The organism is Robiginitalea sp. (assembly GCF_982776155.1).
The window spans coordinates 209,130-235,016 of the sequence record NZ_CEXZKX010000001.1 but is presented as its reverse complement, the minus strand read 5'-3'; the positions used below and the strand labels follow the sequence as shown (position 1 = coordinate 235,016).

The following is a 25,887-nucleotide window of genomic DNA, read 5'->3' as shown; positions in this document are numbered from 1 at the left end:
AAAGATTCCAAACGGACTCGGGTACTGCTCCCCGTCGCGGTCCGGACAAAGGAATTACTTAGGGCGCTCGCGTTGCGGCAGCGGCTCCTTCCGCAATGGCTCCTGCGGCAAGGGCTCCTGGGGCAAGGGCTCTTGGGGCAGCGGCTCCTGTGGCAGCGGTTGGAGCCGCCGCTGGTTCTTGGAATAGAACCGGATCAGGCTGTCGCTGCCGATACTCGAATCCGGACGGGTTGCTGCGGGAATACTGTCCTGTACCTGTGAAGCGGGCGGGTTGGCCGCCGGCTCGGGTTTATTGAAAATCTGCCGCAATAAATCCCGGAAACTGTTGAAATCCACCTCGTAGGACAATCCCACCCCCTGGGTATACCCCTGGCGGTCTGCCAGGAATTGCCGGATTTCGTTCTGCCGGTTGAAGATCCGCATACTCAGCGTCCCCTGGTCGTTCAACAGGAGCTGCACTTCGGCATCCCCTGCAACCGCCGATTCGCTGACCCCGCCTACCGGAACCCCAAAGCGCCCGTTGAACAGAATCCGGTCGCTGATCTGGGTGGACACCGTCACCCCGATCCGGTCCTCCACATTCACCGCGTCGTTCGGGTTGCTGTACCCCGCTTCATAGGAGACCCCCAGGTTGAGCTTGTCGCTGTTGTTCCCAAGGACCTGGTTGAAGAGACTCGAAGTGGCCGTTTGCAGGAAACTACCCGCCACGGCCGTTTGGTTGATGCCGCTGGATTCGTTCACGAACGTTCCCTGGGCGAGCAGGAACAACGCGTTGCGTTCCTCCACGGTGGGGTCCTGCAACCGGTATTCCAGTTCGGACTGCACAATGGAACTGGTACCCGGGAAGCCGATTTCGAAATCCACGGTTGGCTGTTCGAGTTCCCCGGTGAGGCGGACGATCACCTCGGTGGGGATGCTCGGGGTGTAGCCGGAACTCTCCAACAGCGGGGCGGGGTTGGCGTTCAGGGAATACACCGCCTCCATATTCAGGATGGCCTCCAGGGGGTCGCCGTCCCAGTTGATGGTCCCCCCCGGCTCCACCCGGAAGGTCTTGTCGATGACCCCGCCGTACTTCAGGTTGTACGACCCGGTGACCACCACAAAGTCCCCCCACATGTTGAACTTCCCGTTCGTGTTGATTTCCATAAATATCAGCCCGGCCCCCGTCCCTTTCAGGGAGCTGCCCGTCTGCGGGTCAACGACAATCTCCACCTCCGCCTCCGGGGTCACGTCCAGGTCGAATTCCAGCTCCAGGCCTTCGTACTCCCGCAGCGTCCGCTGCGCCTCGATGGTCCGGCGCTCATCCTTTTCAATAAAGTTGATAAAGCTATAATCCCCCAGGCTCGCCACATCGCTGATGGGAATTTTCAGGGAAGTCCCCCTGGCGGTAGACCCTTCAAAATTTATATTGAGGGCATTCGTCGGCCCGAATATCCGGCCGGTGCCCTCGGCAAAAGCCGTCCCGTAATAGAGTTCCTCTTCGTCGTACTCCGTATTGAGCAGCAGAAAGCGTTCGCCCTGGGTATCCACATCCAGGTTCAGGCGCCAGTCCGAGAAGAACTGGTGGCTGATGGTCCCGTCCAATACGGCGGTTGTCCCCTCGGCCCGGTCCGTGAGCCGGATATTCTGGAAATCAAATGTCTGGTTGAACAGCCGAACCACCGAATTCTGCCCGAAGTCGTAATCGACATTCAGGTAGGGGATGCCCAGCCCCGCGTCGTTCAGGGTGAGCAAACCGGAAAACTCCGGGTTCCTCAGGTCGCCCCGGATCTGCGTGGTGCCGTTCAGGGTGCCCCGGATGTGGTCGATGACGCCATCCCCCAACGGGCTGAAAGGTTCCAGCTGAAACCCGTTGAAACTGGCATTCAAATTGGCTGTGGGGACTTCTCCCTGGTTCAGCACGGTACCGATGACCGAAAATTTCTCCCGTCCGTTCTCCGTTATCTGCGTATTGACCGAGAATTCCGTCAGGTCCTTGTTCCCCACCATGCCGATATCCAGTTCCCCCAGCTTCGCCCCGTTTACGCCGAAATCGGCGATGTTCAGGTTTCCGATCGGCAGGTATATTTCATCTTCCTGCCGGACGTTCAGCACGCCGTTGATCTCGCCGCTGAGCTTCAGGCTGTCGATGGCAGGCGTGATTTTGCTGAGGGAAACAATCTTAAAGCGGAGTTCCAGATCCTTGTAGGTAGAATCGGCCAACTCCCCCCGGAGGATAATCTCTTCCCGTTCCTCGTTGTTCATCACGATCTCCTGAATCTGGATGCTGTCCAGCGAGCGGTTGACAATCACCTTGTTCCGGTCGTTGCCCTGGCGGTTCAGCACCCACGTATTGCCCTTAAAGCTCACCTCAGACCGCTTAAGCCCGATTACGGATTTGTTATCCTGGTTAAAGGTGTGATAGAAATTTAGGTTGTAGGTGTCGTTGTATTCGCTGCCGCCCTTGAATTCCGTCCGGAAAAACAGCGTGTCGGTGAGCGTCGTGTTGATCAGTTCAAAATCCTTCACGTCGTAGTAAACCGTGGAAACATCGGCCACGGAGACATAGGTGTTGAACAGCGGGTTTTTGTTGTCGATTCGAACGTCCACGGAGTCCAGCCGGTTGTCGAAGGCCGTGATATAGGGCGAACGGAAATTCAGCTTGAAGTCCCCCTCATCTGCCTGGATATCCCCCCGGATATACGTGTTCGGGCCAAAGGAAACCTCCGGGAAGAACACGTCCACGATCTTGTTGTAAATCCGGAAGTTGAAGGCGAGCTCCTGCCCCTCGGAAATCTCGTACGGCCGGTAATTCGTGTAGATACTCCCGACGGAGTTCTGCAATAGCTTCCCGAGTTCGCCGACCTTGAAGCGGCCCCGCATATACCCGGTGATGATGTCCGGCGAATTGATTTCCACAGTCCGCACCGAGTCCGCGTCAAAACTGGAAACGATCTGGAAATCCTCAAAATAATAGGTGTTGTTCGGATTCTGGTACTGTGTCTGGCTGAACCGGATGTCCCCGCGGATATTGTCCGGGTTGCTCCCGGTGATGTCCATATCCACGTTTCCCTGGAAAATGGCGAGCGTATCCTTGATGAAATTCAATTCATACAGGTCCGCATAGTCTACCGAGGCCACGAAATTGAACGTGTTGGGCTGGCTGCCGAAGTCAGCGAGCCCCTTGAAGTTGAATATGAAATTCGGGTCACGGCTGTTGAGCGACCCATCGAACAGCTGGTCCTTGAGGATCCCGGAAACGGAGATATCGGAATACCCGTAGTTGTTGAAGTTTATCGAATACACCTCCCCGATCACCTCGGTGTTCAGCCCCCGGCTCGTGAAGCCCTCGCCTTCCACGTTGACGTCCAGGGAAGCGGTCCCCAGGGACGCATTGCCGGTAAAAGCGCCCAGGTCAAAATCGATCAGGGAAACAAAGCCCTGGTAGGAAGCGCGGTCGATATCGTTCACGTCCGTCAACTGCAGGTCCGCATAGCTGCTCCCAATCCCGCTGGTAATGTTCACCTGCGCATTGATACTGGACTCGGTCACCACGGCATCCCCACGGATGGTAAACTGCCCGAGTCGCTGGATGGTGCTCGGCAGGGAATTGCCCAGCAGATTGGGCATCAGGCCCCGCAGCTGGTAATAGGTGGTGGTGACATCCCGGATGGAGGCGTCCATGCGGAAGGGGGCATCCCGGCTAAAGAGGTTCTGAAACTCAAAATCCCCGCGGATCCCCGTGTTGTCGGTAACCAGTAAAAGGTTGCTGAGCTGCAAATCGTTCAGCGTCCCGCTGATTTCCGTGGTAAACTCCGCTGTCTTCCCGGTCCCGAACGCATCGTAGAGCTGGTTGATCTCGTCGAGCCCCACCACGGATTGGTCAAAGTTTGCCGTGACCAGCACCTTGTTGGTGAAATCTGCCAGGTCCTCCCGTTTATAATCGAATACCAGCCCGCCCCGCAGCGCGGAAAGGGGTGTCCGGATTCGCAGGGAATCGAAGCGCATCTGCTCCCGCGTATAGGTGAAGTCAGTGGACAGGTTCTCGAGGGCGAGGTTCCGGCCGCTTTGCAGGGAAAGGGAACGGACGGCGGTGCGGACCTCCGGGCCCTCGATGGTAAAGTCACCCGCCTCGATTTCCAATTTGTTGAAATCCAGGATTACCGGGTTCTCCAGGTTGTCGTCAGATAGAAGGAAGCGGCTCCGGTCTATCTCCACCCCGGATGCGTAAAAGTAGAACGGCGGGGTACCCGGCGCCCGGGGCTGGCCGTCGTCGAGTTTGTCGATAAAGATCCCCAGGTTGGTATCCGGGGCATCCCGGTAGGTTTTCATATTCAGGAACAGGCTGTCGATCTCGATGTCCCCGAACTCCAGCGTGCCCCCCACCACGTCCCTGAGGCTCAGGATGGACGTGCTGAGCCGGTCGATGTAGACCAGCGTATCCTGCCGGTAATCTTCCACGTAAATCCCGTCGAGGGCGGTATCCCAGGTGATGAGTGAAATCCGCACCCGGTCGATATTGATGTTGGTCCCGAAATCCGAATTGATCCGGTTGGTAACCATCCGGGCCAGCCGCGTCTGCACGCCCGGGATCGACAGGATAACCGTCCCCAGGACGCAAATTACCAGCAGGGCCAGCAAAAGGCGGACGATTATTTTACGGAGTTTTCTGATAGGGCGTATTCATTTACCTTTGCACAACCAATTTTTGTTCCAAAACCGCATGCGCGAGAAAGACATTTACATCCTGGCGATCGAGTCGTCCTGCGACGACACATCTGTAGCTGTTTTGCACGGCCGCAAAACGCTGAGCAACCTGGTGGCTACCCAGCAGATTCACCGGGAATATGGCGGTGTGGTACCCGAATTGGCCTCAAGGGCCCATCAGCAGCATATCGTCCCCCTGGTACACCAGGCACTGGCCAAGGCAAATATCGACAAAAAACTCCTATCGGCCATAGCTTTTACTAGGGGTCCGGGACTTTTGGGTTCCCTCCTGGTCGGCACCTCCTTTGCCAAGTCCCTCGCCCTTGGCCTGGGCATCCCCCTTATCGAGGTCAACCACATGGAAGCCCATATCCTGGCGCATTTTATCGAGACCCCCGGCAAGACCCCGCCCCCATTCCCCTTTCTGGCAATGACCATCAGCGGGGGCCATACCCAGATTGTGAAGGTGAATGGTTATTTCGACATGGAGGTCCTGGGCGAAACCCTGGACGACGCAGTTGGCGAAGCCTTCGACAAGACGGCCAAACTCCTCGGATTGCCCTACCCGGGCGGGCCGCTGATAGACAAGTACGCCGGCCAGGGAAACCCGGAGGCATTCGACTTCCCGATCCCCAAAGTGGACGGGCTCAATTTCAGCTTCAGCGGGCTGAAGACGAGCGTCCTGTACTTCATCCAGCGCAACACAAAAAACGACCCGGATTTCATTGCCAGGGAACGGGACAATATCTGCGCCTCTTTACAGCAAACGATAGTTGCCATCCTGATGCAAAAGCTGAAAAAGGCGGCCCGGGAAACCGGGATCCGGCATATCGCCATCGGCGGCGGGGTGGCGGCCAACTCGGGTATCCGCCAGGCCCTGTCCGAAGCCGAGCATAAACTGGGCTGGACCACGTATATCCCGCCGTTCCAATACTGCACGGACAACGCCGGCATGATAGGAATTGTAGGATATTTAAAGTATCTTGACAACAGGTTTACGGACCTGGGGGTATCGGCTCAGGCCAGGTACCGCATCGGCGGCCAGCCCCACTAAAGAACCCACGCAATGCCCTATAGCAAGGAATTGGAAGATCGGCTGAACCGGATGCTAGAAGCCCGGCATCCCGAGGCCTCGAAGCACCTGACCGTGAAATACATGTTTGGCGGGCTCGCCTATCTCTACAAGGGTAAGATGAGCGTGGGGGTCGTAGGCCATTCGCTCATGGCCCGGGTACCTGCAAACGCCATGGAGCAAGCGCTCCTCCGCAGGGGTGCGCGGCCCATGGATTTTACCGGCCGGGTTATGAAGGAATTCGTATTTGTGGACCCGGAAGGGTTTCGCGACGATTCAGAGATGGAACAATGGATTGAATGGGGGCTGGAGCACGCCCGCCAGAAAAGCGCTCCCCCAAAACGCATAGCCGGAAAATGAATTATTTCTATCATCCGCTCCTGGATACCAGCGTCAACCAGTTTTCGTTTACCCCGGAGGAAAGCCGCCATATCGTCAAAGTTTTGCGCAAAAAAGCCGGCGACCAACTCCACATCACCAACGGGAAGGGGTATCTGTTCGTAGCCGAAATCCTCGAAGCCAATCCGGAACGGTGTATGGGCAAGCTGCTCGAAACGCGCAAATTCCACCCGAAAATGTACAGCCTGCATGTGGCTGTAGCCCCGACCAAGAAAACGGATCGGTTTGAATGGTTCCTGGAGAAGGCCACTGAAATCGGGATCGACAGGATAACCCCTGTGATCTGCCAGCGGTCGGAACGCAGGAAACTCCCGATGGAACGGATGCAGCGGGTGGTCCAGGAGGCGATGAAGCAAAGCCTGAGGACCTATCTGCCCGAATTGGAAGAACCGGTTGCGCTCCGGGAGTTCCTGGAACGGGAGCAGCCTGTCCTGAAGTTTATCGCCCACTGTGAGGAGGACGAAAAGATGGATCTCAAAAGGCGGGTGGCGGCAGACAAGGACGTCATCATCCTCATTGGCCCTGAAGGCGACTTCACGCACGATGAAATCCAGATGGCTTGCGAGAAAGGCTTTATTCCGGTTTCCCTGGGCGAATACAGGCTGCGGACGGAAACCGCCGCCCTGGTGGCCTGTACCACAGTCAACCTGATAAACAACGGATAACCCATGAGGATTCTGGCAGCCCTAATGGCTTTAGCGTGTACCGGTTTCGGCCAGGCCCAGGAGGTGGCCGTACTCAAATACCGGGGCGGGGGTGACTGGTACGCCAACCCTACGGCACTCCCCAACCTGATCCGTTTTTGCAATGCGGAAATCGGCACCCACCTGGAAACGGCGGCCGGAACAGTGGCCGCTGACAGCCCGGATATTTTCCGCTATCCTTTCCTGCATATGACCGGGCACGGCAATGTCCTCTTCTCGGAGCAGGAGGCTGCGAATATCCGGACCTACCTTCTCGGTGGCGGGTTCCTGCACATCGACGACAACTACGGCATGGCCGAGTATCTCCTTGAGGAATTGCCAAAAATCTTCCCCGACAAACAACTGCAGGAAATCGGTGCCGACCACCCGATTTTCAAAGAACCGTATGATTTTCCGGAGGGCCTGCCCAAAATCCACGAGCACGATGGCAAGCGCCCGCAGGCGTTCGGATATTTCCACCAGGGGCGGCTGGTACTGCTCTTTACCGTGGAGGCAGACCTCGGGGACGGATGGGAAGAACCGGAGGTGCACAACGACCCGGAAGAAGTTCGGCAAAAGGCCTTGCAAATGGGGGCCAATATTGTCAATTACGCTTTTAAAAACTAACTGAAAATGCGCGCAAAAACCATTGCCAACGGGATTCTCAGGGCAGTTTTCATCCTTGCCGCGATTGTTTTGGTGGCCTATTTCCTCTACCTGATACGCTCGGTGATTGCCTATGTACTCATTGCAGCTGTAGTTGCCCTGATGGGCCGGCCGGCGGTATTATTTTTCCGGCAGCGTCTGAAATTTCCCAATACGCTGGCAGTAGTCGTGGTGGTCCTGCTGATGATCGGTTTGCTCGCGGGGATCATTGCGTTGTTTATTCCCGTCATCACCGAACAGGGCAGAAACCTCTCCCTCCTCGACATGGAAGAACTGCAAAAGGACCTGAATTCCCTCTATATGGAAATCACGGAGTACTTCGGGGCTTCCCCGGCCTCAATCGATGCGCTCATCGAGAAAACCGACCTGGAAAAAAACGTGCTGGAAGGGCTGGATATCGGATTTATCCCGGACATGCTGAATTCCATAGTTGGCTTGCTGAGCAACCTGAGCGTCGGGCTGTTTTCCGTCCTGTTCATCGCATTTTTTTTCCTCAAGGACAGCCGGCTGTTCCAAAATAGCCTGATGGCCCTGGTACCCGACGACAAGGAAGGTAGGATGCTTCAATCCCTCGAGAAGATCAAAGGCCTGTTATCCCGGTATTTTGTCGGGTTGCTGGGCCAGATTTTTGTCCTGTTCGTCATCTACACAGTGGTCTTGCTGCTGGTGGGTATCGAAGACGCGGTGGTAATCGCATTCCTCTGCGCCCTCTTCAATATCATCCCCTATGTAGGGCCAATTATCGGGGGGGTAATCATGATCATCCTGACGATGACCAGCAACCTGGGCTCGGATTTCAGTTCAGTGATCCTGCCGGACGTCGGGTGGGTATTCCTGGGCCTGACCATCGGACAACTGGTGGACAACTTCTTTTCACAGCCCGTAATCTTTTCAAACAGCGTCCGCTCCCACCCCCTGGAAATTTTCCTGGTCATCATCATAGCGGGGCTTTTATTCGGGGTGATGGGGATGATCGTAGCCGTACCGGGATACACGGCAATCAAGGTGATTTTAAAGGAATTCCTGGCCGAAAACAAGGTGGTTCGCAGCCTGACTAAAAATTTATAGTAACAATTTGAATAAGCGCCTGCTAAATACTGGTGTACAGTATTTTATTAAAAATAATTTAAAGGCTGACATTTTGTCAATTGCCTTAAAATCCAGCCCTTTTGACGGGGTCACCCCACAGGAGTTGGCGCAACAGGTTGCAGGGCGGAAAAAGACCCTGGAAAAGCTCCCCTCCTGGCACCGGGCCAACGCCATTTACTACCCGCCCGGACTGAACCTGGAGCAAGCCTCTTCGGAGGCGACGGCCCGCTACAAAGCCAGCCTCATTTCCGGCAACTGGCTACTGGACCTCACCGGGGGGTTTGGGGTGGATTCCTACTTCTTTTCCCTGCAGTCGGATCGGGTGGATTACTTTGAAATTAACGCGGGGCTCGCGGAAATCGCCGCCCATAATTTCCGGCAGCTTGGCGCGACGAATATCCGCGTCCATCCCGGGGACGGCCTGGACTACCTCCGGGGGCTCCAACCGGGCAGCAGCCTACCGGACTGGATCTACGCAGACCCCTCCCGGCGGCATGCAAAGAAAGGCCGGGTAATCCGCCTGGAGGATTACGCCCCGGACATTCCGGGGAATTTGGACCTGCTGTTGGGAGTCTCGGATAACCTGCTCGTAAAAACGTCGCCCATGCTGGATCTTTCTGCGGGCCTGAAGGCTCTCCGGCAGGTAGCGGAAATCCACGTGGTAGCCGTTAAAAACGAGGTGAAGGAGCTCCTCTGGGTAATACGAAGTACGGCTTCCGACGGACCCCGAATCCATGCCAGCGACCTGTCCGACGGCCATCCGCCCTTCCGCTTCCACCCGGACGAGGAGGCATCCGCAGACAGCCAGCTCGCCCTCCCGGCCCGATACCTGTATGAGCCCGGGGCCGCCCTGCTGAAAGCCGGGGCTTTTAAACTGGCGGGCACGCGGTACGGTCTCGGGAAACTCCACCGACATACCCACCTCTACACCTCGGAGAAGCTTATCCCCTATCCGGGCAGGCGTTTTCGCATCCTGGAAAACCACCCGTACAAACCCGGCAGGCTCCCCTACCGCGAAGGGCATGTAAACAGCCGGAATTTCCCGGAGGACGTGGCCCGGATCCGCAAGCGCAACCGTATCAAAAGCGGCGGCAACACCTACCTGTTTTTTGTCCGGGCGGCAGACGACGCGTTACGGGTCCTGGCGGCCGAGGCTGTATAGCTGCATAAGAGACAATTTTATATCTTTAGAATCCAGCCCGGGTCGAAACCGGGCGCTATCAACTTGAAACAAACCAAACCGATCTCCATGGAACCACACTTTTACATCAACCGCCGAAAATTCATGAAAGGCGCTACCGCTGTTGCCATCCTTTCCAGCCTGGGAACCTATGGCATGGACATGATCTACCGGGATAAGCCCTGGAAAGTGGGCCTGATAGGCACCGGGTGGTACGGCAAGATGGACCTCTGGAGGCTGATGCAGGTGGCCCCGGTGGAAGTGATGGCCCTCTGCGACGTGGACCGTAAGATGCTGGAAGAAGCCGCGCGCCTCACCATGGAACGGCCAGGCGCCATGGGCAAACCCCGCCTTTTCAGCGACTACAGGAAAATGCTCGCCGAAACGGAGCTCGACATTGTACTGATCGGCACCCCGGACCACTGGCATGCCCTGACCGCCATCGAGGCGATGAAACAGGGGGCCCACGTCTACCTGCAAAAACCCATCAGCGTGGACGTCCTGGAAGGGGAGGCCATCCTGGCCGCTGCACGCCATTACAACAAGACCGTACAGGTGGGCACTCAGCGAAGGAGCACCCCCCACCTGCAGGATGCCAAGGAAAAATTCATCGACACCGGGATGCTCGGGAAGATCGGGCATGTAGAAATCTGTTGCTATTACCACATGCGCGCCAACGGCGATCCGCCCGTGCAGGAAGTACCGGATTTCTTCGACTACGAATTGTGGACGGGCCCCGCCCCGATGCGGGCCTACGACGGCCTGCCGCACAAGAGGTGGTGGCGTACATTCATGGAATACGGGAACGGCATCATGGGGGATATGTGCGTGCACATGCTCGACACGGTCCGCTGGATGCTCGACCTCCGGTGGCCCAACCGGATTACCTCCCATGGCGGAATCTTTGTCCAGACCGGCGGGGAGTCGAATATCACGGACACCCAGTCGGCGGTCTTTGAATACGACGATTTCGATGTCCACTGGCAGCACCGCAGCTGGGGCACACCCCCGGACCCGGAGTATCCGTGGGCATTTCGGATATACGGGGAAAAGGGCACGCTCGTGGGCAGTACGATGCAATACGACTTTACCCCACAGGGAGACGGGGAACCCATTCACGGGGATGTACTTTACGAACGCGAGAAATTCCCGGAAGACGTCAATGAGGCCGATATTGAACTGAATGCCGTGCCGGCCACCCGCCGGCACATGATCAATTTCCTGGCGGCCATTGAGAGCAACACCCGGCCGTTTTCGGATATTGAAGAAGGGCATATCTCCTCGGCGAGCTGTATCATCGCCAACCTGTCCCAAAAGCTGGAACGGCCACTTACATACGACCCTTCGGCCAAAACCATCCCGGGCGACCCCGAAGCGAGCGCATTGCTGAAGCGGGCTTACCGGGAAGGCTGGGAACACCCGTATAGCGGCACCTGATCAGGACGACGGGCACGGCCATTGGAAATTGTCCACGGGGTCATTGACGGCGGCCCGTAGGTTGTAGTGCCACCATTCGGTCCGTATGGACAAAAAACCATGCGATTCCATGGTTTCTTTGAGTATTTTCCGGTTTTCCAGCACGGCCTCCGGCAAATTCGTGTGATCGTGATGGGCCTTCGGGCCAAAAAAATCGAAGTCCGTCCCCATCTCCAACGGCTCCCCTTCCAGGGTTTCCAGAGTGATGTCCACTGCCCCGCCTTTATTGTGGATGGACCCTTTTTCCGGGTTGGCCACGTATTGCGGGTTCGGCACCAATTCCCACATCTTGTATTGCACGGAATTGGGCCGGTAGCAATCAAAAAACCGGATGCGCAGGCCCTGCTTCCGAAAATCTGCATTTGCGGCCAGGAGGGCCCTGGCGGTTTTGACCCGGGTATAGCACTCCCCGCACGGATAGACTACTTCCCCAAGGAAATTGTTATCCGTCGCATAGCGCAGGTCGTAGGCGAATGCATCGCTGTAATCCGCCAGACGGATAAACGTCGTGTCCGGCAGGGACTCCAGGAAAGGCGGATTGGGGGCAGATTGCGGCTCCCCCACTCCGGTTGCCTCCCCGCCGGCCCATGTGGTCTCGCCGGCTGCTGCGTCCGTTTCCGGGGATCCTGCGCCTTCCGCGGCCTGAATTTCGCCCTCCCCGGCCTGCGATTCACCTTCCATTGCCTGCGATTCGCCTTCCAAAGCCTGCGATTCGCCTGCTTCGGGTTTGTTAGCCGACTCCCTACGGGTGGTTTCGCCACAGGAAATCCCTGCCAAAAGGCCCGCTGCCAGGAGCAGGCCTGCAACGCGGAGGTGGTATGTTCTCTTCATGGTCGTTTAATTTTGGTTTTGCGGCATGCGCAGGTCCCGATGCTATTTTACAGGCAATCCCGGCCGGGGTCTGGTGCGAATGGAATTTGATTGTATCTTTAATTCTGGAAGCCGCCCTTCCGATAAACACGAATATCTGAAAAATAGCGCCAAGTACCACCATGAAACAACTTTCCTTCATCCTGATGTGCCTCTCCTGCGCTGTGCTTCCGGCCCAGGAGCCCTGGCTGCTCGGTTTTGAGAAACCTGAGAAAAACCCCATTCTGGAGCCCGATTCCACCGCCCGCTTTTTCTGCCCCATGGCGGAACGCGAGGTCCGCTGGCAGCAGGCCGATGTATTCAACCCCGGGGCGGTTGTCCGCAACGACACGGTATTTCTGCTGTTTCGGGCCGAAGACGATCCGACGGCACGGCTGGGGGAACGCACTTCGCGAATTGGCCTGGCCTGGAGTACGGACGGGTTGAATTTCACGCGCTATCCGGACCCCGTGCTCTACCCGCAGCCAGGGGTGCATACCCAATGGGACTATCCCGGAGGCGTGGAAGACCCGCGGGTAGTTGAACTCGAGGACGGCACCTACCTGATGCTCTACACAAGCTGGAACCGGGATGTCGCCCGGCTCTCCAGCGCCACCTCCCCGGACCTGGTCCACTGGCAGAAACACGGGCCCGTTTTCGAGGAAGCCCATGGCGGGGCCTTTCTGGACCATTGGAGCAAATCGGGTTCAGTGGTAACCGAGCTCCGCGACGGGCGGTTGGTTGCCAAAAAAATCGACGGCCAATACTACATGTACTGGGGCGAACTCTTTGTCAATGTGGCGACGTCAGAAGACGGGAAGGACTGGACACCGCTAACCGATGGGAATGGCGACCTGATCAAGCCGTTTGTACCGACCACCGGCCGCTTTGACAGCCACCTGACAGAACCCGGCCCCCCGGCCCTTTACACAGATGCCGGCATCCTGCTACTGTATAACGGTAAAAATTTGAGTGGTGAAGGGGCCGGTTCTGAAACCCCGGAAGGCAGTTATTGCGGGGGGCAGGCGCTCTTCAGCAGGGAGAACCCGGCCCGGTTTTTAAGGCGGCTGGAAACGCCCTTTATCTGCCCCAGCCTCCCCCACGAGGTGAGCGGACAATACCAGGCAGGGACGACATTTATCGAAGGGCTTGTGCGCTATAAAGGCCGCTGGCTGCTGTATTACGGCACGGCAGACTCAATGGTCGGGGTAGCCGTCAGCGACCAAAAATTGTAACTTACAGCCGTGGAGCATACACTATTAATGGCTGCCCGGTGCTTCATCCTGATACTTGCCCTGTCGGGATGCGCCCCGGAGGAAAGCGAACCAACCCCCCCCTCCCCCGAACATCCTTATAGTCCTCACCGATGACCAGGGTTGGGGCGACCTGGGCATTAATGGCAATTCCAATATCCGCACGCCGAATCTCGACTCCCTGGCTATAAGCGGGGCGCGCTTTGAGCAGTTCTACGTCCAGCCGGTTTGTTCGCCTACCCGGGCCGAAATCCTGACGGGTCGCTATGCAGCCGCGCTAGGGGTTTACAGCACTTCCGCCGGTGGAGAACGCATGGATCCGGGCGTGCCCACCCTGGGCGATGTCTTTCGTGACGCGGGTTACAGGACCGGCCTGTTCGGCAAGTGGCACAACGGTTCGCAGCCCCCGTACCACCCGAACTTTCGCGGGTTTGATGAATTTTACGGATTTGCCTCCGGCCACTGGGCCCATTATTTCAGCCCGGAGCTCGAGCATAACGGAAAGTTCGTCCGGGGGGAGGGATACCTGGCCGACGACCTTACCGCCCGGGCCATCCAATTTATGGGTGCCCCGGATCCGCGACCCTTCCTGGCCGTGCTCTCCTACAACACGCCCCATAGCCCGATGCAGGTTCCCGACCCCTATTGGGATGCCTTGCAAAACCGCCCGCTGGAGATGCGGCACCGGGAACCGCAACTGGAGGACACGCTATTCACCCGGGCGGCCCTCGCCATGGTGGAAAACATCGATGCGAATGTCGGCCAGGTCGTGGAATTCCTGGAAAAGTCCGGTACCCGGCGGGAAACTATCGTGGTCTTTTTATCGGACAACGGTCCCAATAGTTTTCGTTGGAACGGGGGGATAAAGGGGCGGAAAGGCAGTACAGACGAGGGAGGCGTCCGCTCGCCCCTGCTGATAAGCTGGCCAGGAAGCATTCCCGCCGGGCTCCGGGTCCGCTCCCTTGGCGGTAGCGTGGACCTGCTCCCCACGCTTGTCGGGTTGTCCGGGATTCAGGAAACCCGGTCATCCTGGGACGGGCAGGACCTGAGTGCCGCAGTACTCGGGAAACCAAATTTTCAAAGGGATGGTTATTTATACAATTATTGGAATGGTGCTTTGAGCCTGCGGTCGCGGGATTTTCGCCTGGATGCCGAAAACCGGTTATTCGATATGCGCAGGGACCCCGGGCAAACCACCGATGTATCCGGGGAGCACCCCCAGGCATACGATTCCCTTGTGGAAGCCAAAGCGGCCTGGCTGACATCCGAGGTCCCGAAGGATTTCCCGGAGCGCCCCTTCACCGTCGGGTATCCCGGGGCAGGCCGAACAGTATTGCCGGCTCGAGACGCCACGGTACTACCCCCTTTGCGGAGGAGCAACAAGTACCCGAACGCGAGCTACATTACCGGATGGGAGAATGAAGCGGGCCTGGTGTACTGGCCCGTGGAGGTGTTGTCCGACGGCACCTATGAAATCTCCTGCTATTACGCCTGCCCCGAAACGGCCATCGGCCTGCCGGTACGGATAGCGTCCGGGGGCGATATGACCGGAACGCAAATTCGGTCCGCATTTGACAGCGAGATCTACGGTGCGGAACAAGACCGCGTCCCGCGCATTGAATCCTATGCCAGGGATTTTCGCAAGCTGCCCCTGGGTAGGCTGGAATTGCGACAGGGGACGGATACACTCCGGCTCCGGGCCGGCCCCTTTCCGGACAGGGCCCGCTGGGATGTGCAGCGGCTCGTCCTGGAGAAAATCGATTAGTCCTTCAACCCGCGCAGGAATTCCAGGCTTTTGGGCACCTGTTCGAGTACCTGTGACGACTCATCCTCAATAAACATATATTGAATCCCGAGTTCGGCACCCCGACGCACCAGCCCGGCCACGTCGATTTGCCCGGTTCCCAACACCACGTTGGTTTCCACGTCTTCGTGCCCGCTGGTGTTTCCGGTGACGCCCTTTTCCAGGTCTTTGAGGTGCATCAGCACAAACTTGTCCGGATACCGGTTGAGCAGCTCCAGCGGATCGGCCCCGCCGTGCTTCACCCAGTATATATCCATTTCAAAATCAAAATACTCGGCCTGCTCCGCCATCAGGTCAAACAGGGTCCCGTCGCCGTGCGGCCGGAATTCGTAGCCATGTGCGTGATACGCCAGCTGCAGCCCGGCTTCCTCCAGGATGCGGCCTGCCCGATTGAATACGGCTATCGCTTTTTCGGTATCCTCCAACCCGAATGCATCGCCCCGGTGCGGGATCCAGGCACACATAACATAAGATGCCCCAAAGGCGCGGGCCTTTTCAATCAGGGAGGCCGGGTCCTTTTCCAATTCCTCAAAAGAAGCCCCGATGCTGGTTACCTTCAAATCGTATTTGTCCAGCAATTGCATAAACTCCTCCTGCGGCATCCCGTAAGTTCCCCCGCCTTCTATATAAGTTATTCCCCAATCGCGGATTTGGGCCAGGGAACCTTCCACATCCTGGCTGAACTGGTTTCTGAGGCTGTAGAGTTGCAGTCCGAATTCCTGGGCACCTGCCTGGAAGCCTCCGGACACAAATAACAATCCGGTTAGTATCAATAACTTGTAAAATCGTCTCATTTTTTTGGAGTTTTATATTTACCGCCCACCTGGCTTTCGCGTACATCGCAGCCCGGTTCCGGGTCCCGATTTCGTACCAATTCAGGGCTTATTACGTGAAAATAGGCATTTTCCATATCCGCAATATATCATTCCATATTTTAACATATTAGAAGTTTTTTGATAAAAAAACATCCGACCCCCCGGTTTGTTCGGCCGAATTTTAGTAATATTAACACTGTTTTTGGGTTATTTTAACGTTCTAGCGAAAACGTTTGCGGCTCAAGTTCGAATTAAACAAGTGTAAATCAAACATTTAACTAACTTAACAACTTAAACATTATGATTCGAAGCGCTGATTCGAATTCGAAGAAACTCAACTCGTATGTAGGTGTTTTCTTCGGGTTCATTTTGATGTTCTCATGTTTAGGAATTCAGTCATTGCGCGCCAATTCCAAAACATCGACGAAAGCAGAAGTACCTATACAGAATACCGTATCGGGTACCATTGTCGATTCCTTTGGAGTCCCGCTACCCGGAGCCAACGTTGTGGTGCAGGGTACCACCCGCGGAACCCAGACGGATTTCGACGGGAATTTCTCTATCGAAGCCGATGGGGATGACGTCCTCGTGGTAAGCTACCTGGGATATGTTACGCAGAACGTGCCCGTAAACGGTCGCTCCACCGTCAATGTTACCATGGCGGAAGACTCACAGGCCCTGGACGAGGTAATCGTCACGGGGTATACCACGGAAACCAAACGGGAAACCACCGCAGCGGTTTCCATCGTTAAAGCCGAGGAACTGGCAGCCATCCCTTCCGGTAACGTCGAGCAGCAGCTCGCCGGTCGGGTTGCCGGTGTGACAGTTGTAACCAACGGTCAGCCGGGTACCGCCAGCCAGATCCGTGTTCGCGGATTCGGGGCATTCGGCGGTAACGAACCGCTCTATGTGGTTGACGGGGTGCCGATCAACGACATCTCCTTCCTGAACCCGGACGATATCGAAACCACCACCGTACTTAAGGATGCTGCTGCAGCCTCCATTTACGGGGCGCGTGCCGCCAACGGGGTAATCGTCTATACCACCAAGCCCGGTAGAAGGAACCAGAAAACGGAAATCAACATCAATATCCAATCGGGTGTTACCGATCCGAACGTGGCCGGTTCCCCTGAAATGCTGAGCCCGCAGCAGATGGCCGAGTACACGCATATCGCGTACCGGAACAACGCAGCTGCTACAGGCACCACGCCTCAGTATACGCACCCGCAGTACGGGTCCAACGCCACGCCGACCTTCCCCGATTATCTGCACGCAGACGGGCAGAACGGGGTGAGCGAAAGCGACATCGACCTGGCGCAGATTCGCGCTAACTACGAGGCCGATCCGGAAAATGTCTTTTTGATCCGCCCGAATCTCCGGGGAACTAACTGGTATAAGGAAATCACCCGCCTGGCACCCGCCACGCGTATCAGCGTAGGGTTCCGCGGGGGTAACGAGAACGGACGCTTCTACGCCGGGCTTGGGATGCAATCCCTGGACGGGGTGCTGCTCGAAAACGAGCAGGATCGTTTCACGGCCCGCTTTAACTCGGAATTCGACCTGACGCCCTGGTTGGTGATCGGGGAGAACTTCCAGGCCACGTACAACTCTGTCCGCGGCCAAACCGGTGGAAACGGCGGTTTGGGTATTGCCAACGACGAGTCGGAGATCCTCTCCGCCTACCGGATGCCGACTATCATCCCGGTATTCGACGAATTCGGAAGCTACGCCTCCACCCGGGCGGCAGGGTTCAACAACCCGCGGAACCCGGTACGCCGGCTGGCCGAGGACCGCGGCAATGACGACGCGTTCAGCGTAAACCTTTTCGGTAACCTGTACGCCGCCCTTACGCCGATTGAAGGACTGACCCTCCGCACAAGCATCGGGGGCCAGTACAACTCTTTTACAAACCGCGATTACAACTATCGTTACCTCGGGGATTCCGAGCCCCAGGCGAGCTTTAGCTTCAACGAGGGAATGGAGTATGGATTCCAGTGGATCTGGACCAACACCATTAATTACGATCAACTCTTCGGGAAGCACCGCGTGAAGGTGCTGGCCGGTATCGAGGCCATTGAAGGCGCCAGCACACCGGTTACACCTGCCAGGGGACGCCGGATCCAGGGATCGGGTATCAACCCCTTCTCAACGGACCTGGACTATGTAAACCTGCAGACGGTTACCAGCCCGGTTGTACAGAGCTTTATCCGGAAAGGGGTGAATTTCAGCTCCATTTTCGGAAAACTGGACTATAATTTTGACGAGAAATACTACGTTACCGGGGTAATCCGGCGGGATGGTTCCTCCGTATTCGGGGAAAACAACCGCTACGGTACCTTCCCTGCGGTATCCGGGGCATGGCGGGTGATCGCCGAGCCGTTTATGGAAAACCAAAGCATCTTCCAGGACCTGAAAATTCGCGGGGGATGGGGACAAATGGGTAACTCCAACAACGTAAACCCGGCCAACCAGTACTCCCTGGCAGCCCTGGATATCGGAAACACCATTTATCCGATTGACGGTCAGAACAGTGGAGCCAACGAAGGATTTGCCACCTCCCGTATCGGAAACCCCGATGCAAAATGGGAAACCTCTACCACGATTAACGTCGGCTTCGATGCCACCATCCTGAACAACCACGTGGATATTATCCTCGACTGGTGGAAGAAGGATACGGAAGACCTGCTCTTCCAGGTACCGCTGCCTGCAGTTACCGGCGCCTATGCAGCGGCTCCCTCGCGTAACGTTGGGGCTATGCTGAACCAGGGGGTAGACTTCCAGATCATCGGACGGGGCAACCTCACCGAAGACCTGTACTTTACCGTTACCCTGAACAATTCCTTCCTGAAAAACGAAGTAGTCCGTTTTGCCGAGGGCATCGAGTTCCTCGATGGCCCGGGTTACCGGGGGATCTTCCCGACGCGTAACCAGGTGGGACGTCCGCTCTCCTCGTATTTCGGATACCAGGTAACCGGATACTTTAACTCCCAGGCCGAAGTGGATGCCGCCCCTACCCAGGACGGTGCCGGCGTCGGTCGCTTCCGTTATGCAGATATCAACGGGGACGGCGTAATTACGCCGGACGACCGGACGTATCTGGGCGATCCTGTACCAGAATACAGCGGTGGGGCCGTGATCAACCTGCGGTATAAGCAACTGTCCCTGGACACATTCTGGAACTGGGTTTCCGGTGTGGAAATCTTCAACATGAGCAAGTGGTTCCGGGATTTCTTCGGCACCTTCGAAGGTTCAGCCAAAGGGGTAGCTGCACTGAATTCCTGGACACCTGAACTGGGTAACAACGCCGCTGCACCTATCTGGGAAAGCGCTTCCAACCTGTCTACGAGCGGTGCCGCTAACAGCTGGTATGTGGAAGACGGGGATTACATCCGCCTGCAGCGCATTGCCCTGATGTACAGCTTCGACGACGAAGTACTGAACTCCCTGGGCCTGAAAAGGCTTGAGTTCGGGGTATCCGCCAACAACGTTTGGACCATCACCAAGTACAGCGGGCTCGACCCGGTGGTTGGTGGGGATGCCGATACCACTTTCGGTATCGACGTAGGTAACTACCCGGTAACGCCATCTTACCTGTTTAATCTGAACATAGGACTGTAATTCTATAAGAATGAGGAAGATGAATAGAAATATTTTAAATATATTTGGAAAAAAAGTTATGAAGACAAACAGAATTATTGCTTCGCTACTGGCAGCAGGCCTTTTAACGGTCGGCGCCTGTAGTGATGAATTCCTGGAAGTCGCGCCAGCGAACTCGCTGGGGGATGCCCAGCTACAGACCAAGGACGGGGTTGAAGGCCTCCTGATCGGGGCCTACGCGGCACTGAACGGAGTATTTGGCAACCGTTTCGAAGGGCCGAACCACTGGGTTACCGGTTCCATCCTCGGCGGGGACGCCAACAAGGGGACGGATGCCGGGGATTATTCATCCATCAACCCGGTACAGCGCTTCGACCACGACGCGACACAGGGAGACCTGAACAACCTCTGGAGAGGTCGATTTGAAGGCGTTAGCCGGACCAACAACGTGGTGCGCACCGCAACCGCGATCCAGGACCAGCTTTCTGCAGCGGACTTTGCCCGGATTACCGGAGAAGCCCGGATGCTGCGCGCCCACTATTACTTTGACCTGAAAAAGCACTTCAACAACATCCCGGTATTTGATGAAACGGTACCGGCCGCTGAAGTGCCCCTGGTTCCCAACAACGGGGATGCCTGGGCATTTATCGAAGCCGACCTGCAATACGCTTACGACAACCTGCCGGGAACTACTTCCGCAGGGCGCGTCAACAAGTGGGCTGCAGCGGCCCTGATGGGCAAGGCACTCCTCTACCAGGGGAAATTTGCCGCTGCCAAATCCTGGTTTGACGATGTGATCGCCAACGGGACCACCCCGACAGGCGAGAAGTACGCGTTGCTGGACGACTACCAGCAGATTTTCAATGCCGAGTTCGATAACCACGCCGAGGCGGTATTCGATGTGGAATCTGCCAACAATACCGGTAGTACCCAGAATGCGAATTACTTCGACGACCTGAACTACCCGTACAACACCGGCCCTGACGGTCCGGGTAACTGCTGCGGGTTCTTCCAGCCGAGTATCGACCTGGCAAACCACTTCCGGGTGACCAATGAAGGAAAGCCCCTGTTGGACTACTCCTTCAGCGACCCCGCCAATGAAGTGGCCAATATTTACAAGCATGTCTTTACTGACGGACAGGACGAAGGAACCTTCGTAGAAGATTCCGGCCCCCTGGACCCGCGGATCGACTGGTCCATCGGACGGAAGGGCATTCCCTACCTGGATTGGATTGAACACCCTGGATCTGCATGGATCCGGAGCTTTCCGTACGCCGGGCCGTATTCCCCCAAGAAGTACATCTATTATCGTTCCCAGGAAGGGAGCCTGACAGATGCCAGCTCCTGGACACGGGGATACGCCCTGATGAACTACACGATCATCCGTTACGCCGACGTCCTGCTGATGGCTGCTGAAGCTGAGGTGGAACTCGGAAACCTTGAAGCCGCTCGCGCCCTGGTGAACCAGGTACGCGCTCGTGCAGCCAATTCCCAATACTGGGTGAAGGAGTACGACGATCCGAATGCCAATGCCGCCAACTATGTAATCAGCGAATACTCCGCTGCCGATTTCTCCAGCCAGGATGTTGCCCGGGATATCGTCCGGTTTGAGCGCAAGCTGGAACTCTCAGGCGAAGGACACCGCTTCTTTGACCTGGTACGCTGGGGCATTGCCGATCAGGAGCTGAATCGTTATTTCAACTACGAAGGCCAATATCTGGTCACCAAGTTTGGTGGTGCCAGTTTCCAGGCCGGCAAGCACGAATACCAGCCCATCCCGCAAGGTCAGATCGACCTGCAGGGTGCCGATGTTCTTACACAGAACCCCGGTTGGTAATGACCTGCTAACAATAATTAATGAATGATTAAAGGCCGCTTTTTGAGCGGCCTTTTTCTTGTCCCTTCCGGCGAATTCACGCATTTTTGTCCGTACTTCAAACAATCCACGATGAAACCCTATTCCGCGCTCCTCCTGGCGCTCGCAACAGCCAGCTTTTTATCCTGTACCGGTGAAGATCCGGCCCCTGCCCTATTCACCAAAGTCTCCCCTGACGATTCGGGGATCCATTTTGAAAACCGACTGGTTGAAAACGATTCCATCAACATCCTGGACAACGAGTTTGTTTACAACGGCAGCGGGGTAGCCCTGGGCGACCTTAACGGTGACGGACTGGACGATATCTTCCTGGCCGGTAATCAGGTGGATAACGCCCTGTACCTGAATGAGGGAAACCTGAAATTCCGGGACGTATCGGCTGCTTCGGGTGTTGGCAAACCCGACTCCCTACTCTGGTCCTCCGGTGTCAGCCTGGTAGACCTTAATTTGGACGGCCGCCTGGACATTTATATCTGCAATACGTTTTACAGGGACTCCACCCAGCGAAGAAACCTCCTGTACGTGAACGAAGGGGTTGGGGAAGACGGGATCCCCCGTTTCAGCGAACGCGCCGAGGCCTACGGGGTTGCCGACGACACCTATTCCTCCCACGCCCAGTTCTTCGACTACGATAACGACGGAGACCTGGACCTGTTTATTGGGGTCAACCGGATCGACGGGATCAACCCGTCCGAATTCCGGCCCAACCAGGACGACGGCACCTCCCTGAGCCGGGATCGCCTGTATGAAAACCGGTGGGATGACACCCTGGGGCACCCGCGGTTCGTAAATGTCTCGGATTCCGCAGGAATCCGGTACCACGGGTACAGCCACAGCACACTCATCCACGACTTCAATAAGGACGGCTGGATGGATATTTATGTAGCGAATGATTTCTTCAGCAACGACCTGGTATATATCAACAACCAGGATGGCACCTTTACCAACCGGGCAGGGGAAATCTTTAAGCATTTCAGCCTTTCCTCCATGGGAAGCGACCTGGCGGATATCAACAACGATGGGGAACTCGACCTGTTCACCACCGAAATGCAGCCCTATTACAACAAGCGCAAAAAGCTCTTCCAGGGCCCCAGCAGTTACAACAAGGAAATATTCACGCGCCGGTACGGGTACGAGTACCAGTACGCCCGGAACACGCTGCAGATTGCCAACGGTACGGACCCGGAAACCGGGCTGCCCGTATATTCCGAAACGGGCATGTTTGCCGGGATTCAGGAAACCGACTGGAGCTGGGCCCCGCTCTTTGCGGATTACGACAACGACGGCTGGCAGGACCTGCTGATCACAAACGGTTTCCCAAAAGACGTCACCGACCGGGATTTCGGGGATTTCCGGGTGACGGCGAGCCGGTTGGTCAGCAAGGAAAAACTCATCGAGGCCATCCCGGAGATCAAAATCCCGAATTTCGCATTCCGCAACCAGGCCAACCTGACCTTTGAGGATGTCACCGAGGAATGGGGGCTTAATTTCGGCACCTTTTCCAACGGGGCCGCCTACGGCGACCTGGACCAGGACGGCGACCTGGACCTGGTGATCAACAACCTGAACGATAAGGCGCTGCTCATGGAAAATAACGGTTCCGAACTGCATCCGGAACAGGGCTATTTACGGGTGCGCCTGGAGGGAACACGGGAAAATGCTGCGGGTTTCGGAAGCCTCGTGTCCGTGTACAGCCAGGATCGCGTACAGAAATTGCAACTCCTTTCCGGGCGCGGGTACCTTTCCAAACCGGAATCCGTCCTGCATTTTGGCCTGGGTACTGTCAGGACAGCAGACTCGGTAACTGTCCAATGGCCGGACGGCAGGGTGCAGCGGCTCCTGAATGTGCCCGTTGGGCAGACCCTGGTCCTGGACCATGCGGATTCCCAGACGCCGGGCTCCCAGCCGGCAACCCGGGGGCGTACCTACCTGACGGAGGCCTCGGAACGCCTCGGGTTAAACAGCCTGATCCGTGACATTGATTTCATCGACTTTAACTACCAGCGGACCATCCCGCATAAATTCTCCCAGTACGGTCCTTCCCTGGCTGCAGGCGATGTAAATGGGGACGGCCTCACGGATTTGCTGGCCGGAGGGAGCCGGAATTTCCCGGAAAAATGGTTTTACCAGCAGGAAGACGGAACGTTTCGCGAAACGGAGGCCACGTATAAGTCGCACCCGGAGCTCGAAGAGGAAGACACCGCCTCCCTCTTGTTCGATGCCGACGGGGACGGCGACCTGGATCTCTACCTGGCACGCGGATCCGGCCAATACGAACCGGGAGACCCCCGCTACCGGGATGTCCTCTGGCTCAATGACGGTCGGGGCAATTTTACCGAGGCGAAGGATGCCCTCCCGGAAGCCTTTGCGAATTCCTCGGTGGTCAAGGCAGCCGATTTTGACCGGGACGGCGACCTGGACCTGTTTGTAGGCAGCCGGGTGAAGCCTTTTGCATATCCCACAGCCGACCGCTCCTTTCTGCTGCGGAACGATACGGAAAACGGGGTGGTACGCTTTACAGACGTTACCGCTCAGGCTGGGGAAAACCTGGAATATGCCGGCCTGATAAGCGATGCCATATGGACAGACTTTAACGGCGATTTTTGGCCAGACCTCATCCTGGCAGCCGAGTGGAGCCCGGTGCGGTTTTTCGAGAACCGTGAGGGCGAACTTCGGGAAATTACGGAAAGTACCGGCCTGGCCGAAGACAAAGGCTGGTGGAACAGCCTCACGGCTGCCGACCTGGACAACGACGGGGACATGGATTACATTGTCGGGAATTCGGGAACAAATATCTATTTCAAGGGCAGCCCGGAAGAACCCGTCCGTATATACGCCAAAGACCTGGACGACAATGGGATGATCGACCCGCTGATCTCCTATTACCTACGGGACAGTACCGGTGTGCGGCGCGAATACCTGTACCACCCCTGGCAGGACGTGGTCAAACAGTTCTCCGCCATCCGGAAGCGGTTCAATTCGTTCGGGGAGTTCGGGGCGTCCACACTGCCCGAGATGTTCCCGGACGGCCTGCTCGATGACGCCCTGGTCTACGAGTTCAATACGATGGAGTCTTCCTGGTTGGAAAACCTCGGCAACAACCGGTTTGCCCGGCACGCCTTACCCGTGCCCGTGCAGATTGCCCCGGTTTACGGGACGGCCGTCACCGATCTGGACCAGGACGGCCGCCTGGACCTCCTGATGGTGGGCAACGACTACGGGATGGAAGTACAACAGGGACGGGCCGATGCCTTTATGGGCATGGCACTTCGGAATGTCGGGGATGGTTTTGTGCCGGTTGCCCGAAGCCAAAGCGGGTTTTTCGTGCCCGGGGATGGCAAGGCCCTGATACGCCTGGAGCAACAGGGCGGCTCCGTGGTTTGGGTGGCATCCCAGAACAACGACCGGCTGAAGGCCTTTGAAAACCCCCGCGCCGGCCAACTGCTAAGGGTTGCCCCCGAAGAGGTCCGGGCTGTAGTCCGGATGCAGGACGGCAGCAGCCAGGTCCATGAATTCTACTGGGGCAGCGGGTTCCACTCCCAATCGGGGCGCTTCCTGGAGGTTACCCCGGCCATCGAAACCATCGAATTCTTCGATGCAGCCGGAAATAAGGTGCGAACAGTAGAAAACGCCGGGGGCGCGTAAGGCTCAGTGGCTGTTCCGGGATTGGGCGGCAATCCATTCGAATAACCCTTCCGTCCGGTAGGCCCGGTCCCAGGAATTATGGCCCACCCCCTCATAGGCGGTTAATTCAACATCGTATCCCAGCTTTTTCAGCCGGTTGGCCATCTGTTCGGATTCCGAAAAAGGGATCACCTCGTCGGCCGTTCCGTGGAATATGCGGATCGGCATATCCGGGTCAATCCAGGAGGCGTACGGCAGTGGGGCCATCCCGCATACCACCACCAGGGCGGCAAATACATCCGGGTAGTGTACGGCCATCTCCCAGGAAGCGGACCCCCCGCGGCTGAGGCCCGTGAGGTAAATGCGGCCCGGATCCACCCGGTTTTCCGCCAACACCGCGTCCAGCAACTGCTTCACAGCGCGCACGTTCCACCATTGTTTTTCATGGGAATTGTGGGGAGCCAGGATCAGGAATGGAAAGTCGTTGCCCTCCAGGAGCATTTTTGGCGGGCCCGCCTCCCGCAGGGCTTCCAGGTCCTTGCCGGCCTCCCCGCCCCCATGCAGGAATAACAGCAAGCCAAATTCGTCGTTGCCCTGGTCATATCCGGGCGGGTAATACAGGTAGTAATGCAGGGTGTCCCTTACTTCCGTCCGCTGCGACCCGGAAACCAGCCGGCTCTGGGCGCTGCATCCCTGGAACAGGAGCACGGCCAGCAGGCAGGCAGGAACCGTGCGGCAATAGCTTAAGACATGCATATAGTTGACCAATTTAAACTTCACAAATATGCCGGCATACTGGTTTGACCGGCCGGAGTGCT

General features: G+C 56.9%; 16 protein-coding genes. 12 read left to right on the top strand and 4 right to left on the bottom strand.

The window, feature by feature from the left end:
• Nucleotides 1–54: 54 nt before the first annotated feature.
• On the bottom strand, nt 55–4,620 hold the full coding sequence (locus tag AC3DKS_RS00895; protein ID WP_272607157.1) for a translocation/assembly module TamB: 4,566 nt from the start codon (nt 4,618–4,620) through the stop codon (nt 55–57).
• Nucleotides 4,621–4,702: 82 nt separating this feature from the next.
• Here AC3DKS_RS00895 and tsaD point away from each other — a divergent pair, with 82 nt between their 5' ends.
• The 7 genes from tsaD (at nt 4,703) to AC3DKS_RS00860 (ending at nt 11,212) form a co-directional block, all read left to right on the top strand.
• Nucleotides 4,703–5,740, top strand: a complete 1,038-nt coding sequence (gene tsaD, locus AC3DKS_RS00890; RefSeq protein WP_272607156.1) for a tRNA (adenosine(37)-N6)-threonylcarbamoyltransferase complex transferase subunit TsaD — start codon at nt 4,703–4,705, stop codon at nt 5,738–5,740.
• Nucleotides 5,741–5,752: 12 nt separating this feature from the next.
• Entirely contained in the window at nt 5,753–6,118 is a 366-nt protein-coding gene (locus AC3DKS_RS00885; protein WP_272607155.1) for a TfoX/Sxy family protein, read from the top strand.
• Nucleotides 6,115–6,822, top strand: coding sequence for a 16S rRNA (uracil(1498)-N(3))-methyltransferase (locus tag AC3DKS_RS00880; protein WP_015754606.1), 708 nt, complete (start codon nt 6,115–6,117; stop codon nt 6,820–6,822). Before AC3DKS_RS00885 ends, AC3DKS_RS00880 begins: the two co-directional genes overlap by 4 nt.
• A 24-nt stretch (nt 6,823–6,846) precedes the next feature.
• Nucleotides 6,847–7,467 carry a DUF4159 domain-containing protein gene (locus AC3DKS_RS00875; protein WP_272607154.1) on the top strand — a complete coding sequence of 207 codons (621 nt, stop codon included), beginning with the start codon at nt 6,847–6,849 and terminating at the stop codon, nt 7,465–7,467.
• A 6-nt stretch (nt 7,468–7,473) separates the two neighbouring features.
• Nucleotides 7,474–8,574, top strand: a complete 1,101-nt coding sequence (locus AC3DKS_RS00870; protein WP_272607153.1) for an AI-2E family transporter — start codon at nt 7,474–7,476, stop codon at nt 8,572–8,574.
• A 73-nt stretch (nt 8,575–8,647) separates the two neighbouring features.
• Nucleotides 8,648–9,757 (top strand): class I SAM-dependent methyltransferase, encoded by a 1,110-nt coding sequence (locus tag AC3DKS_RS00865; protein ID WP_272607152.1) that lies wholly within the window; start codon nt 8,648–8,650, stop codon nt 9,755–9,757.
• A gap of 87 nt (nt 9,758–9,844) precedes the next feature.
• Nucleotides 9,845–11,212: a Gfo/Idh/MocA family protein gene (locus tag AC3DKS_RS00860; RefSeq protein ID WP_272607151.1), complete on the top strand. Its 1,368-nt coding sequence runs from the start codon at nt 9,845–9,847 to the stop codon at nt 11,210–11,212.
• On the opposite strand, the gene AC3DKS_RS00855 is transcribed toward AC3DKS_RS00860, so the two are convergent.
• Complete coding sequence (locus tag AC3DKS_RS00855) at nt 11,213–12,082, bottom strand: M15 family metallopeptidase (RefSeq protein ID WP_272607150.1); 870 nt, start codon at nt 12,080–12,082, stop codon at nt 11,213–11,215.
• A 161-nt stretch (nt 12,083–12,243) separates the two neighbouring features.
• Here AC3DKS_RS00855 and AC3DKS_RS00850 point away from each other — a divergent pair, with 161 nt between their 5' ends.
• Together AC3DKS_RS00850 and AC3DKS_RS00845 are read left to right on the top strand one after the other, a co-directional pair.
• The gene (locus AC3DKS_RS00850) at nt 12,244–13,335 is read left to right on the top strand and encodes a glycoside hydrolase family 130 protein (protein WP_015754600.1); all 1,092 of its coding nucleotides are present in this window, start codon (nt 12,244–12,246) and stop codon (nt 13,333–13,335) included.
• Between the two features lie 55 nt (nt 13,336–13,390).
• Nucleotides 13,391–15,118, top strand: a complete 1,728-nt coding sequence (locus AC3DKS_RS00845; protein ID WP_272607149.1) for a sulfatase-like hydrolase/transferase — start codon at nt 13,391–13,393, stop codon at nt 15,116–15,118.
• Here AC3DKS_RS00845 and AC3DKS_RS00840 read toward each other — a convergent pair.
• On the bottom strand, nt 15,115–15,951 hold the full coding sequence (locus tag AC3DKS_RS00840; protein ID WP_041327163.1) for a sugar phosphate isomerase/epimerase family protein: 837 nt from the start codon (nt 15,949–15,951) through the stop codon (nt 15,115–15,117). The two genes, AC3DKS_RS00845 and AC3DKS_RS00840, sit on opposite strands and share 4 nt — an antisense overlap.
• 321 nt (nt 15,952–16,272) lie before the next feature.
• Here AC3DKS_RS00840 and AC3DKS_RS00835 point away from each other — a divergent pair, with 321 nt between their 5' ends.
• The 3 genes from AC3DKS_RS00835 to AC3DKS_RS00825 all read left to right on the top strand — a co-directional run bounded on the left by AC3DKS_RS00835 (nt 16,273) and on the right by AC3DKS_RS00825 (nt 25,090).
• Nucleotides 16,273–19,590 carry a SusC/RagA family TonB-linked outer membrane protein gene (locus AC3DKS_RS00835; RefSeq protein ID WP_272607148.1) on the top strand — a complete coding sequence of 1,106 codons (3,318 nt, stop codon included), beginning with the start codon at nt 16,273–16,275 and terminating at the stop codon, nt 19,588–19,590.
• 58 nt (nt 19,591–19,648) lie between these two features.
• Entirely contained in the window at nt 19,649–21,406 is a 1,758-nt protein-coding gene (locus AC3DKS_RS00830) for a RagB/SusD family nutrient uptake outer membrane protein (RefSeq protein WP_272607147.1), read from the top strand.
• Nucleotides 21,407–21,517: 111 nt separating this feature from the next.
• Nucleotides 21,518–25,090, top strand: a complete 3,573-nt coding sequence (locus AC3DKS_RS00825) for an FG-GAP-like repeat-containing protein (protein WP_272607146.1) — start codon at nt 21,518–21,520, stop codon at nt 25,088–25,090.
• Between the two features lie 3 nt (nt 25,091–25,093).
• Here the strand turns inward: AC3DKS_RS00825 and AC3DKS_RS00820 are convergent, their stop codons facing one another.
• Nucleotides 25,094–25,825, bottom strand: a complete 732-nt coding sequence (locus AC3DKS_RS00820) for a carboxylesterase family protein (protein ID WP_015754593.1) — start codon at nt 25,823–25,825, stop codon at nt 25,094–25,096.
• Between the last annotated feature and the right edge of the window lie 62 nt (nt 25,826–25,887).

Excerpts from the sequence above, each read along its gene's own strand:
- tsaD (WP_272607156.1), top strand. The coding sequence starts at position 4,703 with ATGCGCGAGAAAGACATTTACATCCTGGCGATCGAGTCGTCCTGCGAC.
- AC3DKS_RS00885 (WP_272607155.1), top strand. The coding sequence starts at position 5,753 with ATGCCCTATAGCAAGGAATTGGAAGATCGGCTGAACCGGATGCTAGAA.
- AC3DKS_RS00880 (WP_015754606.1), top strand. The coding sequence starts at position 6,115 with ATGAATTATTTCTATCATCCGCTCCTGGATACCAGCGTCAACCAGTTT.
- AC3DKS_RS00875 (WP_272607154.1), top strand. The coding sequence starts at position 6,847 with ATGGCTTTAGCGTGTACCGGTTTCGGCCAGGCCCAGGAGGTGGCCGTA.
- AC3DKS_RS00870 (WP_272607153.1), top strand. The coding sequence starts at position 7,474 with ATGCGCGCAAAAACCATTGCCAACGGGATTCTCAGGGCAGTTTTCATC.
- AC3DKS_RS00860 (WP_272607151.1), top strand. The coding sequence starts at position 9,845 with ATGGAACCACACTTTTACATCAACCGCCGAAAATTCATGAAAGGCGCT.
- AC3DKS_RS00855 (WP_272607150.1), bottom strand. The coding sequence starts at position 12,082 with ATGAAGAGAACATACCACCTCCGCGTTGCAGGCCTGCTCCTGGCAGCG.
- AC3DKS_RS00850 (WP_015754600.1), top strand. The coding sequence starts at position 12,244 with ATGAAACAACTTTCCTTCATCCTGATGTGCCTCTCCTGCGCTGTGCTT.
- AC3DKS_RS00840 (WP_041327163.1), bottom strand. The coding sequence starts at position 15,951 with ATGAGACGATTTTACAAGTTATTGATACTAACCGGATTGTTATTTGTG.
- AC3DKS_RS00835 (WP_272607148.1), top strand. The coding sequence starts at position 16,273 with ATGATTCGAAGCGCTGATTCGAATTCGAAGAAACTCAACTCGTATGTA.
- AC3DKS_RS00830 (WP_272607147.1), top strand. The coding sequence starts at position 19,649 with ATGAAGACAAACAGAATTATTGCTTCGCTACTGGCAGCAGGCCTTTTA.
- AC3DKS_RS00825 (WP_272607146.1), top strand. The coding sequence starts at position 21,518 with ATGAAACCCTATTCCGCGCTCCTCCTGGCGCTCGCAACAGCCAGCTTT.
- AC3DKS_RS00820 (WP_015754593.1), bottom strand. The coding sequence starts at position 25,825 with ATGCATGTCTTAAGCTATTGCCGCACGGTTCCTGCCTGCCTGCTGGCC.